Raw genomic sequence first — 14841 nt, 5'->3', positions numbered from 1 at the left:
CTAGGGCGCCTACTCGAGGGCCGGCGTGTCCGTCGGAAGGTAGGTCGCGATCAGCTGGAGCAGCCACTCGATGTCGACCGGTTTGGCGACGTACTCCGTGGCACCGGAGGCGAGGCTCTTCTCCCGGTCACCCTTCATCGCCTTGGCGGTGACCGCGATCAGCGGAAGGTCGCGGTAGCGGGGCATCCGCCTGATGGTCGCCATCGTGGCGTTGCCGTCCAGGGCGGGCATCATCACGTCCATCAGGACCAGGCGGATGTCGTCATGCTGTTCCAGCGCCCTGATGCCGGCCAGGCCGTTGTCGACGCAGATCACATTCAGCCCGTGCTGCTCGAGCGTCGTGGTGATCGCGTAGACATAGCGCGGGTCGTCGTCGACGACGAGTACCGTGTCGCCGTCTTGCCAGGAAGGACGTCCGTGTACCTCTGGTGAGACTGCCTGCTCCGGTACGGCGGGAGCGGGCGCCATGACGGACACTTCAGGAGGAAGTGCCGGTTCGTGGGACGTCAGTGCGGCAGCCCTGTCGCCGGACGGCCCGTCGCCCAACTGCCCGTCACCCGACAGCCCGTCGCCGATCGGCCCCTCGCCGCGCGACCGTTCAACCCGGTCCCCCACATCCGACCCTTGCGTCGCAGCGCTTCCCAGCGGGGCATGGCGCTCACCGCTTCCGGAGTGCTCCGCGTAACGGGCCACATGACGGCTCGACACGGGACCCGGAACCGCCTCCGGTTCGGCGACCGTCAGAGCCGCCCGGGCGGGCCGCTCCCCTGCCGAGACATAGAGCGTGAATGTGCTGCCTGCGCCGGCCTCGCTGTGGACCTGCAGCTCTCCGCCGATCAGGCGGGTCAGCTCCCGGCAGATGGACAGACCCAGCCCGGTGCCGCCGTACTGCCGACTCGTCGTCCCATCGGCCTGTTGGAACGCGTCGAAGATGAGCGCGAGCTTGTCAGGCGGGATGCCGATGCCGGTGTCCTCGACGACGAAGGCGATGCGCGAGGGCGCCGCCCGCAGCGACGGGCTGCTCACCTCGGCCGGGTCGGCCGTACGAATGGACAACCGGACGCTTCCCTCGTGCGTGAACTTGATCGCGTTGGACAGCAGGTTCCGCAGGATCTGTTGGAGTCGCTGGCGGTCGGCCTGCAGGCTCGCCGGCACCATCGGGGAGACCGTCACCGAGAAGTCGAGCCCCTTGTCGGCCGCGAGCGGCCGGTAGAGCGACTCGACATAGGAAACAAGGCTCTCCACCGGCACCGGCACCGGCAGGAGTTCCATGTGCCCGGCCTCCACCTTGGCGAGATCCAGGACGTCGTTGATCATCTGCAACAGGTCGCTCCCCGCCGCGTGGATGGTCTTGGCGAACTCGATCTGTTGCGGTGTCAGGTTGCCTTCCAGGTTGTCCGACAGCAGCTTCGCCAGGATGAGGGCGCTGTTCAACGGCGTACGCAGCTCATGGGACATGTTGGCGAGGAACTCCGACTTGTAGCGCGACGCCATCGACAGCTGCTGGGCGCGCTCCTCGAGTTCCTGGCTGGCCTGCTCGATCGCGATGTTCTTGATCTCGATGTCGCGGTTCTGGCTCGCGAGCAGGGCGGCCTTCTCGGCGAGTTCGGTGTTGGAACGCTGCAGTTCGTCCTGCTGCTGTTGGAGTTGTTCGGAACGGGCGCGCAGCTCCGACGCCAGGCGCTGGGACTCGCCGAGCAGCGCCTCGGTCCGCGAGTTGGCGACAATCGTGTTGACGTTGACGCCGATGGTCTCCTTCAGCTGGTCCAACAGGTCCTGGTGGACAGGCGTGAACTCGCGGACGGACCCGAGCTCGATCACGCCCAGGGTCTGGCCCTCGAACAGCACCGGGACCAGGATCACGTTGGCCGGGCTGACCGTCCCCATCCCGGAGGCGATCTTCAGGTTCTCCGGTGCGCCCGCCATCAGGATCGTCTTCTTGTCCGCCGCGGCCTGGCCGACGAGCGACTCACCGAGATGGAACCTCGCCCTGACGCCTTCGACGAGATCCGAAGGGGGCGCGCCGTAGCTCGCCGTCCGCTCCAGAACGACCTCGGAGTTCGGCCCCTGGCTTGCCAGGTAGAGCGCTCCGTACTGGGCGGAGACCAGCGGCGCCAACTCGCTCATGATCAGGGAGGCCAACGCCTTCAGGTCGTGGTGGCCCTGCATCAACCCCGAGATCCGGGCCAGGTTGGTCTTCAACCAGTCCTGCTCGAGGTTGGTCCTCGTCGTCTCCGACAGGTTGGCGATCATCTGGTTGATGTTGTCCTTGAGCTCCGCCACTTCACCGGACGCGTCCACGGTGATCTGCCGGGTCAGGTCGCCTTCGGTGACCGCGGTCGCGACGGCAGCGATCGCCCGCACCTGGGTCGTGAGGTTGCCGGCAAGGTGGTTGACGCTCTCGGTGAGTCGCTGCCAGGTGCCGGAGACGCCGACGACCTCGGCCTGCCCGCCCAGCTTGCCTTCCGTACCGACCTCACGGGCGACGCGCGTCACCTCGGAGGCGAACGCGGAGAGTTGGTCGACCATCGTGTTGATGGTGTTCTTCAGCTCGAGAATCTCGCCCCGCGCGTCGACGTCGATCTTCTTGCTCAGGTCCCCCTGCGCGACGGCGGTCGTGACCTGGGCGATGTTGCGTACCTGGCTGGTCAGGTTGTTCGCCATGAAGTTCGTACTGTCGGTGAGGTCCTTCCAGGTGCCGGCGACGTTGGGCACCCGCGCCTGCCCGCCAAGGATTCCTTCCGTACCCACCTCGCGCGCTACCCGCGTTACCTCGTCGGCGAACGCACGAAGCGTGTCGACCATCCCGTTGATCGTCTCGGCGAGGGCCGCAACCTCCCCCGACGCCTCGACGGTGATCTTCTTGCTCATGTCGCCGCCGGCCACCGCGGTGGCGACGGTGGCGATGCTGCGGACCTGGCCGGTGAGGTTCTCCGCCATGATGTTGACGTTGTCGGTGAGGTCCTTCCACGTACCGGCGACGCCGCGGACCCGAGCCTGACCGCCGAGTCGACCTTCCGTTCCCACTTCTCGGGCGACGCGGGTCACCTCGTCGGCGAATGCCGACAGCTGGTCGACCATCGTGTTGATCGTGTTCTTCAACGCCGAGATCTCGCCCCGCGCGTCGACGTCGATCTTCTGACTCAGGTCCCCCTGGGCCACCGCGGTGGTCACCTGCGCGATCGAACGCACCTGCGCGGTCAGGTTGGCCGCCATGAAGTTCACCGAGTCGGTGAGGTCACGCCACGTACCCCCCACACCCGGGACCTGGGCCTGACCGCCGAGGCGGCCTTCCGTGCCCACCTCGCGGGCCATCCGCGTCACCTCGTCGGCGAACGACGACAGCTGGTCCACCATCGTGTTGATCGTGTTCTTCAACGCCGAGATCTCGCCCCGCGCGTCGACGTCGATCTTCTGACTCAGGTCGCCGCGGGCGACGGCGGTGGTCACCTGGGCGATGTTGCGGACCTGCGAGGTGAGGTTGGCCGCCATGAAGTTCACCGAGTCGGTGAGGTCACGCCACGTACCGCCGACCGCCGGGACCTGCGCCTGACCACCCAGCCGACCCTCGGTGCCCACCTCACGGGCGACGCGGGTCACCTCGTCGGCGAACGACGACAACTGGTCCACCATCGTGTTGATCGTGGACTTCAACTCCAGGATCTCGCCCCGCGCGTCGACATCGATCTTCTGACTCAGGTCGCCGCGGGCAACCGCCGTCGCCACCTGGGCGATGTTGCGGACCTGGCCGGTGAGGTTGGCCGCCATGAAGTTCACCGAGTCGGTGAGGTCACGCCACGTACCGCCCACACCAGGAACCTGGGCCTGACCACCCAGCCGTCCGTCCGTGCCCACCTCACGGGCGACGCGGGTCACCTCGTCGGCGAACGACGACAACTGGTCCACCATCGTGTTGATCGTGGACTTCAACTCCAGGATCTCGCCCCGCGCATCCACGTCGATCTTCTGACTCAGGTCGCCGCGGGCAACCGCCGTCGCCACCTGCGCGATGTTGCGGACCTGCGACGTGAGGTTCGCCGCCATGAAGTTCACCGAGTCGGTCAGGTCGCGCCAGGTCCCCGCGACCCCCGGCACCTGCGCCTGACCACCCAGTGCGCCATCGCTGCCGACCTCACGCGCGACCCGGGTCACCTCGTCGGCGAACGACGACAACTGGTCCACCATCGTGTTGATCGTGCTCTTCAACTCGAGCATCTCGCCTGAGACCTCGACGGAGATCTTGCGGCTGAGGTCACCACGGGCGACTGCCTTGGCGACCTGGGAGATGTCCCGCACCTGAGCGGTCAGGTTCCCCGCCATGAAGTTCACCGAGTCGGTCAGGTCACGCCAGGTCCCCGCGACCCCCGGCACCTGCGCCTGACCTCCGAGCCGGCCGTCCGTTCCGATTTCCCTGGCGACGCGGGTCACCTCGGAGGCGAAGACCGAGAGCTGGTCGAGCAGGCCGTTGACCGTCGTACTCAGGCCGTCCAACTCGCCGTCACCGGTCTGGCCGGCGACGTGGAACGACATTCGCTGCGACAGGTCGCCCTCGGCCGCGGCGTCAAGCACCCGGCTGAGTTCGGCGGTCGGCCGCTGCAGTTCCTCCATCAGGTCGTTGACCGCGGTCTCCGCGACCGACCAGCCGTCACCCTGCGCGTCGAGGTTCAGGCGTTCAGCGGTCTGGCCATCGCGACCGGCTGCGCCCCGCACCCTCATCAGCTCGCCGACGAGATTCTGGTTTCGTTCGGCGATCTCGTTGAACACCGTGGCCAGCCTGGCGGCGATGTCCTCGTCGTGGTCATCGGCATTGGTGGGCGTGACGCGACGACGAAAGTTGCCGTCGCGAAGGTCTTCCATCGCTGCCAGCAGACGCTCGAGCGCCTGCCCCTCAACGCGCCCTTCATGCCCGTTCGGGCGGACGCCGCTGATGTCGCCGCTGTCCCGCCCCAGTCGGGTTGTGCTCATCGTCACCGCTGTCCCGCATCGCCGTCGGAGTCCCCTGCAAGGCAGCGTTGACACCACCGGGGAGGCGTCACCGCCACTGAACAAGACCAGACATGACGCACTGCTCATCCAGGCAGGGCCGAAAGTCCCGGATCCCAGAGGACATCCGGCGGCGATGGCCTCTGCAAACCGGGTCAACTGAACAAAATCTCGGACGGACCCCAGCCGCCGATGGGGCCTGCCTGGCGCGCGGGGTGCTTTGTGTGAACGTATTCCTCCCCGTCTACTCCACGCTGTCTCGTGTTGCCCTGTCTCGCATTGCCTCCACCCGATATTTCCTTGACGCTCGAATCTGCCGGTTGAGACCATGACGCGACTCATTCACGTACGAGTGCGAGAGGAGACCAGAAACCATGCGAGTCGGTTGTTCTGCGTTCTCCCCCGCGGCTTCCTGCCGCTGACCTGATCCGCGCCACGACGCCTTCCTGCGTCGCTGTCCGCGCGTGCAGGGCGCGAGGTATCGCCTGCGCCCACTGTCATCGTCCACTCGCACAGGAAAGAGTTCCCTCATGACAGCCTCGGCGGTCCATCTCACCCTCCGGTGTGGTGTCAAACCGACAGGCTTCCGCCTTCACTCATAGGCGATCTTCCTTGTAGGACGCTCTCGGCTCAGCCTCGTCCCGCAGAACCTGCCGCGCAGATCTCGCCAGTGCCGGAGGGATTCCGTTCCCTCCTGACACTCCAGGGAGACCTCGACGGTGCGTACGTACGCGCGGCGGTCCGGCCTGCCCACGCTCTGTGGGCAGGTCTGAGATGCGCCCGGCAAAGTCGAAGATCAAGAAGTTCCGCATGGACCCGAAATATGTCCACCACCGCTCAGAAGGCCTCACCCGACGGCAGAACAAGGGCACCAAGCTTCTCGTCATCGATGACCGCAAGGGGAGGCGGCGGTCCGACCGCCGCCCCGAGCCCGACCAACCCGAGTGACCCACCTCATCGCGGTGCGTCGAGGTGCGCGGCTGTCGAACCCTGCGGTACGAGGACGACGAGCGCGTTGCGGTCCACGGCGAACATCTTCGGCGTCGAGGTCACCACCTCGCCGTCCACGTTGATCGGCTGTTCCGGATCGGCGTGCAACAACACCGTGCGGGTGGTCAGGTGGAGGACGTTCTCGTGTTCGACGAATGTGCCGTCACGTAGGAACCTCGCGATGCTGGTGTGGTCGCGCAACCTGCCCTTGCGGATCGCGTACACGTCGAGGATGTGATCATCGATGCCCGCCGTGGGCGACACGACGTTCCCTCCGCCGTAGTGCCGGCCGTTGCCAATCGCCACCTGGAGCAGGCTGTCGAGGTCGATGCTGTCCTGGTCGCCGTCCGGAAACTCCAGCCGTGCGCTGAAGGGCTCGTGCTTGCGGTAGGCGCGCATCGCAGCGATCGGGTACGCCAGTGGCCCAAGCCGCCGCTTCAAGGTGGGGCTGAGTGCTTTCGTGACGCCGACGGACAAGCCCACCGACGCGACGTTGACAAAGCAGTTGTCTCCGATCCGACCGAGGTCGATGTCGACCACCTTGCCGTCGGCAATCGTCGTGCACGCCGCTGCGAGATCAGTGGGAATCTGCAGGGTTCGGGCGAAGTCGTTCGCCGTACCGAGAGGCAGAACCCCGAGGGCGACGTCGCGATGAGCGAGATGATCCACAGCAGTGCTCAGTGTGCCGTCCCCGCCGCCGACAATGACGACGTCATGGCGGTCCACGATGTCCTCGAAGACTTCCGGAAGTCGAGCGGCATCAGTGACCTGATAGCACTCTGCGAGCGGCACGCGGAGGTCATGCAGCTTCTGCCGGGCGAATTCAAACGCCTCCGTACCCGTGCGTGAGCTCGCGTTGACCACGAGTGCAGCGCGGGTGATCCGCCGGCCAGCCACCATTCGACCAGGTTAGATGGTCGAGCAACGAGTCACGACGCCGACGTGGGGTTCGCACTTTCCCGGAAATGCGACCGGATGACATGCTCGGACCGGTGAAGGTGCGCAGACAGCTTCGCCTGAGCCACCTGCGCATCGCCGGCCACGACCGCGTCGTAGATCTCCCTGTGTTCCTTGGCGATCGCCTTCGGACCGAGCAGCTGGTGCGTCTGTTTCACGACCATGCACAGGTGTGCCTCGCCGATGATCGAGTCGTACATGCGCAGCACCCGTGGACTGTCGAGCTGTTCGACGAAGGCGTAGTGGAATGCAATGTCGGAACGAATGATCCCCTCGACCGACCCTTCCTTCACGGCCAGGTCGAACTCACGCAGTGCCTTCCTGGCCTTCTCCGGCCGCAGGCCCTCGGACGCGAGGTGGGAGACCGCCATGCTCTCGATGACGAGACGGCTGAAGTAGAGATCGTGAACGTCGGACTCGGTGAGCCGCGGAACACGTGCCGACTTGTTGGCCGACCGGCGGAGCAGACCGGTGTTCACCAGTCGGTCGATCGCGGCCTTGGCCGTGGGGCGCGCGACGCCGTAGAGCTCGGCAGTGGCCTGCTCGTAGAGCACCTCCTCCGGACCCAGCTCTCCGGTCAGGATGCGTTCCCGAATCGCGTCGCAGACGGCGTCGACCACCGTCACGGTCCGGAGTGTCTCCTTCATGCGCCCTCCTGGACTCTTCCGGGCCAGTTCCGGCAGCGACAGCGCGCCACCTACCCGGCGTGCTCTAGGGTTCCGCGGTGTCTGCCCTGCGTACTTGACAGACAAGTGTACGGACAGTACGTTCCGTGGCGATACGGGGCCCAAACTATCGGTAGCGTTCACCCCCTTCCGGCGACGGCCGGCTCATGTCGACCGGCCGTGTCGGAGAGTCAGGAGTCACGTCGTGAGCGAGAAGAACATCGCCTGCCACCGTCTCAGCCGGCGCCGTCTCGTCGAAGCGGGTGCGCTGGGAGTCCTCGCGCTGACCTCCCTCCCGGCATGCGACGCGCTCTCCACCAAGCCCCAGCAGAAAGGTGGCGGCGGCGCGCAACTGAAGGACAAGGAGGCGCCGAGCCTCGCCAGTCTGGTCAAGAGTGGCGATCTCCCACCCCTTGCGGAACGCCTCCCCACGAGCCCGATGGTGGTCGAGCCGGTCGACCGACTTGGTACGTACGGCGGCTCCTGGCACATGGGCCTCACCGGCGGCTCCGGCTCCTTCTCCCAGCTGAACCGGTTCCAGGGATACGAGGGCCTGGTGCGCTGGACGCCTGACTGGAAGCCTCTTCCCATTCCCAACGTGGCCGAGTCCTTCGAGATCGGCGGAGGCGGCACGTCGTACACGTTCAAGCTCCGCGACGGCATGCGGTGGGCGGATGGGAAGCCGTTCACCGCCGACGACGTGTTGTTCTGGTACGAGGATGTCGTTCTCAACAAGGAACTCACGCCGGTGCCGCCGAGCTGGATGCTCATCGAGGGTGAGCTCGGCAGCGTGAAGAAGGTGGACGACCACACCGTCGTGTTCGAGTTCCCCAAGGCTCATGGGCTCTTCCTCCAGAAACTTGCCCAGCCCGGCGGCGACGCGCCGGTGAGATATGCCAAGCACTACCTCAGCGAGTTCCACCCGAAGTACAACGACACCGTCGACGACCTCGTCAAGGAGCACAACCAGTCAGACTGGGTGCAGCTGTTCCAGAACATGGGCGGGATCGACGACGACAGCGTGCGCTATGCCGTGAAGAGTCAGCCGCTGCTGCATCCCTGGACGTTCAGCGAGCCTCCCAGTGGCGGATCCGGTCGCGCGATCGCGGAGCGCAACCCGTACTACTGGAAGGTCGACCCCAGGGGCAGGCAGCTGCCGTACATCGACAAGCTGGACTATCGGGTCATGCAGGGCGACAGCACCAACACCTTGACCCTCATGGTGGTCAACGGCGAGATCGATATGGAGGACCAGTTCTTCGCCGTCCCGGAGAACAAGCCGGTGATCGCCCGCGGGCGGAAGGAGGGCGGGTACGACTTCTACACCACAACCTTCGCCGAACCCAACGCCGGTGTGATCCAACTCAACCTGAACCACAAGGTCCCGGCCATGCGGGAGTTCTTCCAGAACAAGGACGTCCGCATCGGACTCTCCCACGCCCTCAACCGCGAGGAGATCATCGACATCGTGCTGCTGCGGCAGGGAAAGCCCTGGCAGGCGGCACCGCTGCCGGACTCGGAGCACTACAACGAACAGCTCGCCACGCAGTACACCGAGTACGACGTCGACAAGGCCAACGAGCTCCTCGACAAGGCCGGCTACACCGAGCGTGACGGCAAGTTCAGGTTGGGTCCCGACGGCAAGCGCATCACCATCGGTTTCGACATCGACAACGGCCGGCCGGTATTCGTCGACATGGCACAGCTCATCAAGGCCCAGTGGGAGGCCGTCGGCATCAGCGTCAACATCACGGCCATGGACCGCTCGCTGTGGGAGGAGCGGGTCAGGACGAACGCCGACTTCGACGCCACCATTCACCGCTTCGGTGGCGGAAGCGGCGAGGCGGTGATCCTCGACCCGAGGTACTTCTTCCCCTTCGACGGAAACTCGATGTGGTGCTCAGCCTGGCAGGCGTGGTACCAGGGCCTTTCCGGCGACGAGGCGAGCGCGGGCGTCGAACGTCCACCGGCCGCCGCCCGAAAGCAGATGCAGCTGTACGACCAGTTGAAGCTCGCCGCCGACGCGGAGACACGCAAGGCTCTCATGAAGCAGATCCTCGAGATCGCCGCGGACGAGTTCTACGTCATCGGCATCAGCATTCCAGGAGATGGCTACGGCGTCGTCCGCAACAACTTCCACAACGTTCCGAAGCACATGCCGGCCTCCTACATCTATCCGAACCCCGCACCGTGCAACCCCGAACAGTTCTTCATCAGCACATGAGGCAGCCCTCGCCCGGAGCGGGAGAAGGGAACCGTCGGATGTGGTTCGATCAGGTGATGCGGTGGGGACAGCTCACGCTTGTCGAAGACGACCCGGTGAAGTACGACGTCGACTTCTGGCTCGACTACTTCGAACGCACCAAGTGTGACGCTGTCTGCCTGAGCGCGGGCGGATACGTCGCCTACTACCCGACCGACGTTCCGCTGCACCATCGCAGCCGGTGGATGAACGGTGGAGACCCGTTCGGCGAACTCGTCGCGGGCTGCAGGGCCAGGGGAATGGCCGTGCTCGCGCGTACCGACCCGCACGCGGTGCATCAGCCGGTCCTCGACGCACACCCGGACTGGATCGCCGTCGACGCCGACGGTGACAAGCGCCGCCACTGGTCGACGCCCGACGCGTGGGTGACCTGCGCGCTGGGGCCGTACAACTTCGCGTACATGCCTGACGTGAATGCCGAGATCATGGCTCGTTACGACGTCGACGGCATTTTCAGCAACCGGTGGACCGGATCTGGCATGTGTTACTGCGAGCACTGCCAGCGCAACTTCCGAGATACGGCTGGAATGGATCTTCCCCGGACGGATGATCCGCAGGATCCTGCGCGCAGGGCCTACATCGTCTGGCGGCAGCAACGCCTCTTTGCGCTGTGCCGGCAGTGGGACACCGCGATCCGTGCGGCGAATCCCGATGCGCGGTTCATTCCCAATTCTGGGGGCGGCGCCCTGAGCGACCTCGACATGAGCGAGTTCGCCCGGGTCGCCGACACTGCCTTCGCAGACAAACAAGGGCGTTCCGGCATCGTCACAGCCTGGGCGGCTGGAAAGAACGCCAAGGAATACCGCGCCACCATGAGGGACAAGCCGATCGGCGGGATCTTCAGTGTCGGCCTGGAAGGTACCCACCGTTGGAAGGACTCGACACAGAGCGGCGACGAGATCCGCATCTGGGTGGCGGAGAGCGTCGCCAACGGCATGCGCCCGTGGTTCACGAAGTTCGCCGGCGTGGTACACGACGGCCGCTGGCTGAAGGTGGTCGAGGACCTCTACCGGTGGCACCACAGATGGGAACGCTATTTCCGCGATCAGGTGCCTCTTGCCCGGGTGGCTGTCGTTTACTCGCAGCAGACCGCGAAGTTCTACGGTGGTGGGGCGGCAGGCCTCAAGGTCGAGGATCACATTTCCGGCGTCTACCAAGCCCTGCTCGAAGGGAGAATTCCGTTCGAGATGGTGCACGACGGGATGCTGACTCCCGACGTGCTCGACAGCTTCTCGACGATCGTCCTTCCCAACATCGCTGCCCTCTCGGACGCCCAGTGCGACCAGATCCGCAAGTTCGTCGCCCGTGGAGGCAGTGTGGTCGCCACGCACGAGACCTCGCTGTACGACGAATGGGGTGTTCGGCGTACCCGCTTCGGCTTGGAGGATCTGTTCGGCGTCGCCCCGGCCAGGGACACCGAGACGGGCATCAGGAACGCCTACATCCGGCTGCGGGAGGATCCGCGTACCGGCCGGCGGCACGCACTTCTCGAGGGACTCGACGACGCATCGCGCATCATCCATGGGGTCGGTCGGGTGCCTGTGGAGGTACTGGACGAGTCGTCGCCGCGTCCGTTGACGTTCGTCCCGTCCCACCCCGACCTGCCCATGGAAGAGGTCTATCCTCGCGAAACCCAGTCTGAGTCCGATGCTGGGGAGCGTTCGGTCGTTCTTCGCGAGGTCGGGGCCGGGCGGGTCGTCTACTTCCCCTGGGACATCGACCGGACGTTCTGGGAGGTGCTGGATCCCGACCATGGCCGGCTCCTGCGCAACGCGGTCGCATGGGCGACGCGCGAGGAACACCCGGTCACGGTCTCGGGTCAGGGCATCGTCGACGTCACCGTCTGGCGGCAGCCCACATCGCTGACAGTCCACCTCGTCAACCTCACCAACCCGATGCTGATGCGAGGGGCGTTCCGCGAACTGATTCCTCTCGGGGAGCAGCGGGTACGGGTGGTCCTGCCCGATGGGGCTCGGGTCGGCCGGGCACACCTGTTGCGGGCGGACACATCCGCGCAGGTGCAGGTGTCCGACGGCGTTGCCGAGGTGACGGTCGCGGGCATCACCGACCACGAGGTGGTCGCCCTCGACCTCGCATGACAAGGAAGGTCTCGTCGCGGCGGGACGCTGGTGTCGAAGCCATTAGGCTGCCTCGATGATCGATGTGCCTCCTGAGTTCGCACGCGAGATCACCGATCGCGAAGGTGTGGAAGGTGCGCGATGGATCGCCTCGCTGCCCAGCCTCGTCAAGGAGCTCCTCGGGCGTTGGACCTGTACCCCTACAGGACCGGTGATGCACGGCAGGGTCGGGATCGTCGTACCTGTGCAGCGTCGCGACGGCTCTCCCGCGGTCCTGAAGGTCTCCTTTCCCCACCCCGGCAACGTCCACGAGCCGACGGCCTTCGCCTTGTGGTCGGGCCGTGGGGCGGTGTTGCTGTTCGAGCGTGACGATGCGCGATTCGCCATGCTTCTCGAGCGGGTCGAGCACAGCACCTTGGTCGATCTCGACGATGACGACGAGGCCGCAGCCGTGTGCGGACGCCTTACCCACCGGCTCGCGATCCCGGCCCCACCGGACGTTCCACGGCTCAGCGAACACGCGGAGGCGCAGGAGCGCCAGCTCCTCGATGCTTACGAGGCACTCTCCGACAACGTGCCGCGCCAGGTCGTCGATGCGGCACTTGGCACCATCCGGGAGCTCGGTCGCGAGCAACCGGACACGCTCGTCCACGGAGACCTGCACTACAAGAACGTCGTACGAGCGACACGCGAACCCTGGCTCGCCATCGATCCCAAGGGGTTTGCGGGGGACCCGGCGAACGAGGCGGTGAGCGTGGCGATCGGCGGCTTTCAGCGTCAGCTGGCCGCCGACGATCTCTGCGCCAATCTCCGTCGCCGGTTGGCGATCTTCGCCGAAGCTGCCGAACTCGACCGAGACCGCGTGGTCCGTTGGACGCAGGCTCGCGCCCTGCTCCACGCCTGCTGGAAGCGCACGGCTCCCCGTCCCGCACGACCCGGGACTGTCCAAATCGCCGAACGGGTCGCGACACTCTTGGCATGAACCCCAGCTCGGAGCAGGTGACCGTGGCGCCAGGCCGGACCTGCGATCGTTGCCTGCATCGGAAGACGTCGCTATCCGACGAAACGTCGCTTCCCGATGTCACATTGTTGCCGGCACCTGACCCGGGGCAGACCACCGCCAGCTGCGCCGATGTCCGGGTCGCTGCCTAAGGTGCGTGCCATGAGCCTCTCCACAGACGCGTGCGTCACCGCGATCACCCACCACTCCCACGGCTTCGCCAACGCGGTCCGGGGCAACCTGGACGCCCGGGTCGAGCAGTGCCCAGACTGGGACGTCGCCTCACTGGTCCGGCACCTGACCGAGGTGCACTGGTTCTGGCGTACGATCGCCGCCGACCGCCTGGCGGCGCCACCCGAGGATTCCCGTCGCCCGCAGCGTCCGGACCGGGACGATCTCGTCGCCACATTCGAGCGCGGCGCTGCCGAACTCGTCGACGTACTCCGTGACGCGGACCAGGCGGCGCCCGTCTGGACCTGGTTCCCGGACCGCCGCGACATCGGGTTCATCACCAGGCACCAGGTTCAGGAAACCGCGGTGCACCACTGGGACGCCGCGCACGCCGCCGGTGCGGCATGGACGATGCGGACCGAGGTGGCGGCCGACGCGGTCGAGGAGTTCCTCACCTGTTCTCTTGCAGACCAGGACGACGTTAGGCGGCTGGGTCGATCCCTCTCCGGCCCGGTCGTCCTCACCGCGACCGACGCCGGATCGTCGTGGACGATCTCCCAGGCCGACGCCCGCGCCGCCCTGCTCTGGGCGCCGGGCGCGGCCGGTCCGGCGACCGTCACCGGCACGACGACCGACCTACTGCTCTGGCTCTACGGACGCCTCGACCTGCCCACCGAGCACCCCGACCGGGTAGCGGAGCTTCGCGCGCTGAGCTCCACGGACTAGGGCTACCGTTCAAGGCTCAGATTGGAGGTCCCCTTTGAGTCGCGCTTCAGTTCGTTGTTGGCATATCGGCTTACCCGAGACGGTGGACCGCGAGGACGGGTTTGTCGGATTCACTGCCAGCGACCTGGCCGCGGCAGCGCCATACACCTCAGAGGTCCGCGGGCTCCATGACGTGCTCCCTGAGGAGAATCCGCCCTTGGCGCCGCGCGTCGACGTTCACCTTCCTTCGTACCGGCCACGGAGTTTGGTGCCGCTCCTCGCCTGGCTTGCCACGCGCCTCGCCCAGCCGAACGCAGAGATCTCCTGGTACCTCGACAAGCGGCAAGGACCCAACGCCGTGAAGCGTCTTCTGGAAGGAATCGGCTGGAACCTCGAGACGGAGCGCCAGGGTCGGCTGATGTGTCTGAGAGGTACGCCCCCCAACGCGCAGTCGCTTCCAGAACCAGCAACCTTCATCGCTCACCTCGGGGCCCATGAGGCGAGACTGCGTGCGGACTATGGGGTCTTCTCTCCACACCAGGTAGACGAGGGAACCGCACTCCTGCTCGAAGTCGCCCTCAACTATCGGGCCGTCGACGTCGTGGCAGACATAGGTACCGGATACGGGCCGCTGGCAATTGGCCTCGTGCTGAACTCCGTAGCAAAGTCCGCGGTGGGCACGGAGGTCGACTGCCTGGCGATGTGGCTGGCGAGGCAGAATGCCGCCGATCTCAACGTGCCGCTCGAATTGGTTTGCGATCCCGATCCACTCCGCGTACCGATGACTCCACTCACGGTCTGTAACGTCCCGACCCACGTCAATGCGTCCGAGTCGGCGCAGCTCATGGCCGGCTTGGTGAAACGCGCGGAGTTCGGCAAGGTCTTCGCGGTCATACACGCGAGTATCGCGAGGCGATATGCGCGTCATTTCGAGTCTGCTGGCCTTGGAGTCATCGACCACCCCGGCAAGAACCACGTGGTTCTCGAGGCGTGCACCTGACCGCGTTGAGGCTGCATCTTGCACCGCGG

9 protein-coding genes are annotated in these 14841 nt (G+C 66.0%); 6 read left to right on the top strand and 3 right to left on the bottom strand.

The features are described 5' to 3' along the window. Positions 1–9: 9 nt before the first annotated feature. Positions 10–4965: a HAMP domain-containing protein gene (locus tag ABN034_RS07810; protein ID WP_349690313.1), complete on the bottom strand. Its 4956-nt coding sequence runs from the start codon at positions 4963–4965 to the stop codon at positions 10–12. Positions 4966–5757: 792 nt separating this feature from the next. Between ABN034_RS07810 and ABN034_RS07805 the strand changes: the two genes are divergently transcribed. Beyond that, a complete protein-coding gene (locus ABN034_RS07805) occupies positions 5758–5931 on the top strand; it encodes a hypothetical protein (RefSeq protein ID WP_349690312.1) in 174 nt (57 codons plus the stop codon). 6 nt (positions 5932–5937) lie between these two features. Here ABN034_RS07805 and ABN034_RS07800 read toward each other — a convergent pair whose 3' ends face one another. Next, positions 5938–6873, bottom strand: a complete 936-nt coding sequence (locus ABN034_RS07800) for a lipid kinase (protein ID WP_349690311.1) — start codon at positions 6871–6873, stop codon at positions 5938–5940. A gap of 29 nt (positions 6874–6902) precedes the next feature. Beyond that, positions 6903–7577, bottom strand: a complete 675-nt coding sequence (locus tag ABN034_RS07795) for a GntR family transcriptional regulator (RefSeq protein ID WP_349690310.1) — start codon at positions 7575–7577, stop codon at positions 6903–6905. A gap of 223 nt (positions 7578–7800) precedes the next feature. On the opposite strand from ABN034_RS07795, the gene ABN034_RS07790 reads away from it, so the two are divergent. The 5 genes from ABN034_RS07790 to ABN034_RS07770 all read left to right on the top strand — a co-directional run bounded on the left by ABN034_RS07790 (position 7801) and on the right by ABN034_RS07770 (position 14812). Continuing rightward, positions 7801–9819, top strand: coding sequence for an ABC transporter substrate-binding protein (locus ABN034_RS07790; protein ID WP_349690309.1), 2019 nt, complete (start codon positions 7801–7803; stop codon positions 9817–9819). Positions 9820–9857: 38 nt separating this feature from the next. Further along, a complete protein-coding gene (locus ABN034_RS07785; RefSeq protein ID WP_349690308.1) occupies positions 9858–11957 on the top strand; it encodes an alpha-amylase family protein in 2100 nt (699 codons plus the stop codon). Between the two features lie 55 nt (positions 11958–12012). Further along, positions 12013–12918 (top strand): aminoglycoside phosphotransferase family protein, encoded by a 906-nt coding sequence (locus ABN034_RS07780; RefSeq protein WP_349690307.1) that lies wholly within the window; start codon positions 12013–12015, stop codon positions 12916–12918. 180 nt (positions 12919–13098) lie between these two features. Beyond that, positions 13099–13833 (top strand): maleylpyruvate isomerase family mycothiol-dependent enzyme, encoded by a 735-nt coding sequence (locus tag ABN034_RS07775; protein ID WP_349690306.1) that lies wholly within the window; start codon positions 13099–13101, stop codon positions 13831–13833. Positions 13834–14080: 247 nt separating this feature from the next. Further along, the gene (locus ABN034_RS07770; protein WP_349690305.1) at positions 14081–14812 is read left to right on the top strand and encodes a methyltransferase; all 732 of its coding nucleotides are present in this window, start codon (positions 14081–14083) and stop codon (positions 14810–14812) included. Positions 14813–14841 lie beyond the last annotated feature (29 nt).

Origin of the sequence: Actinopolymorpha sp. B11F2 (assembly GCF_040195635.1) — a bacterium.
Lineage (GTDB): Bacteria > Actinomycetota > Actinomycetes > Propionibacteriales > Actinopolymorphaceae > Thermasporomyces.
The sequence above is the reverse complement of the archived record's forward strand: the minus strand, read 5'-3'. Positions and strand labels throughout refer to the sequence as shown.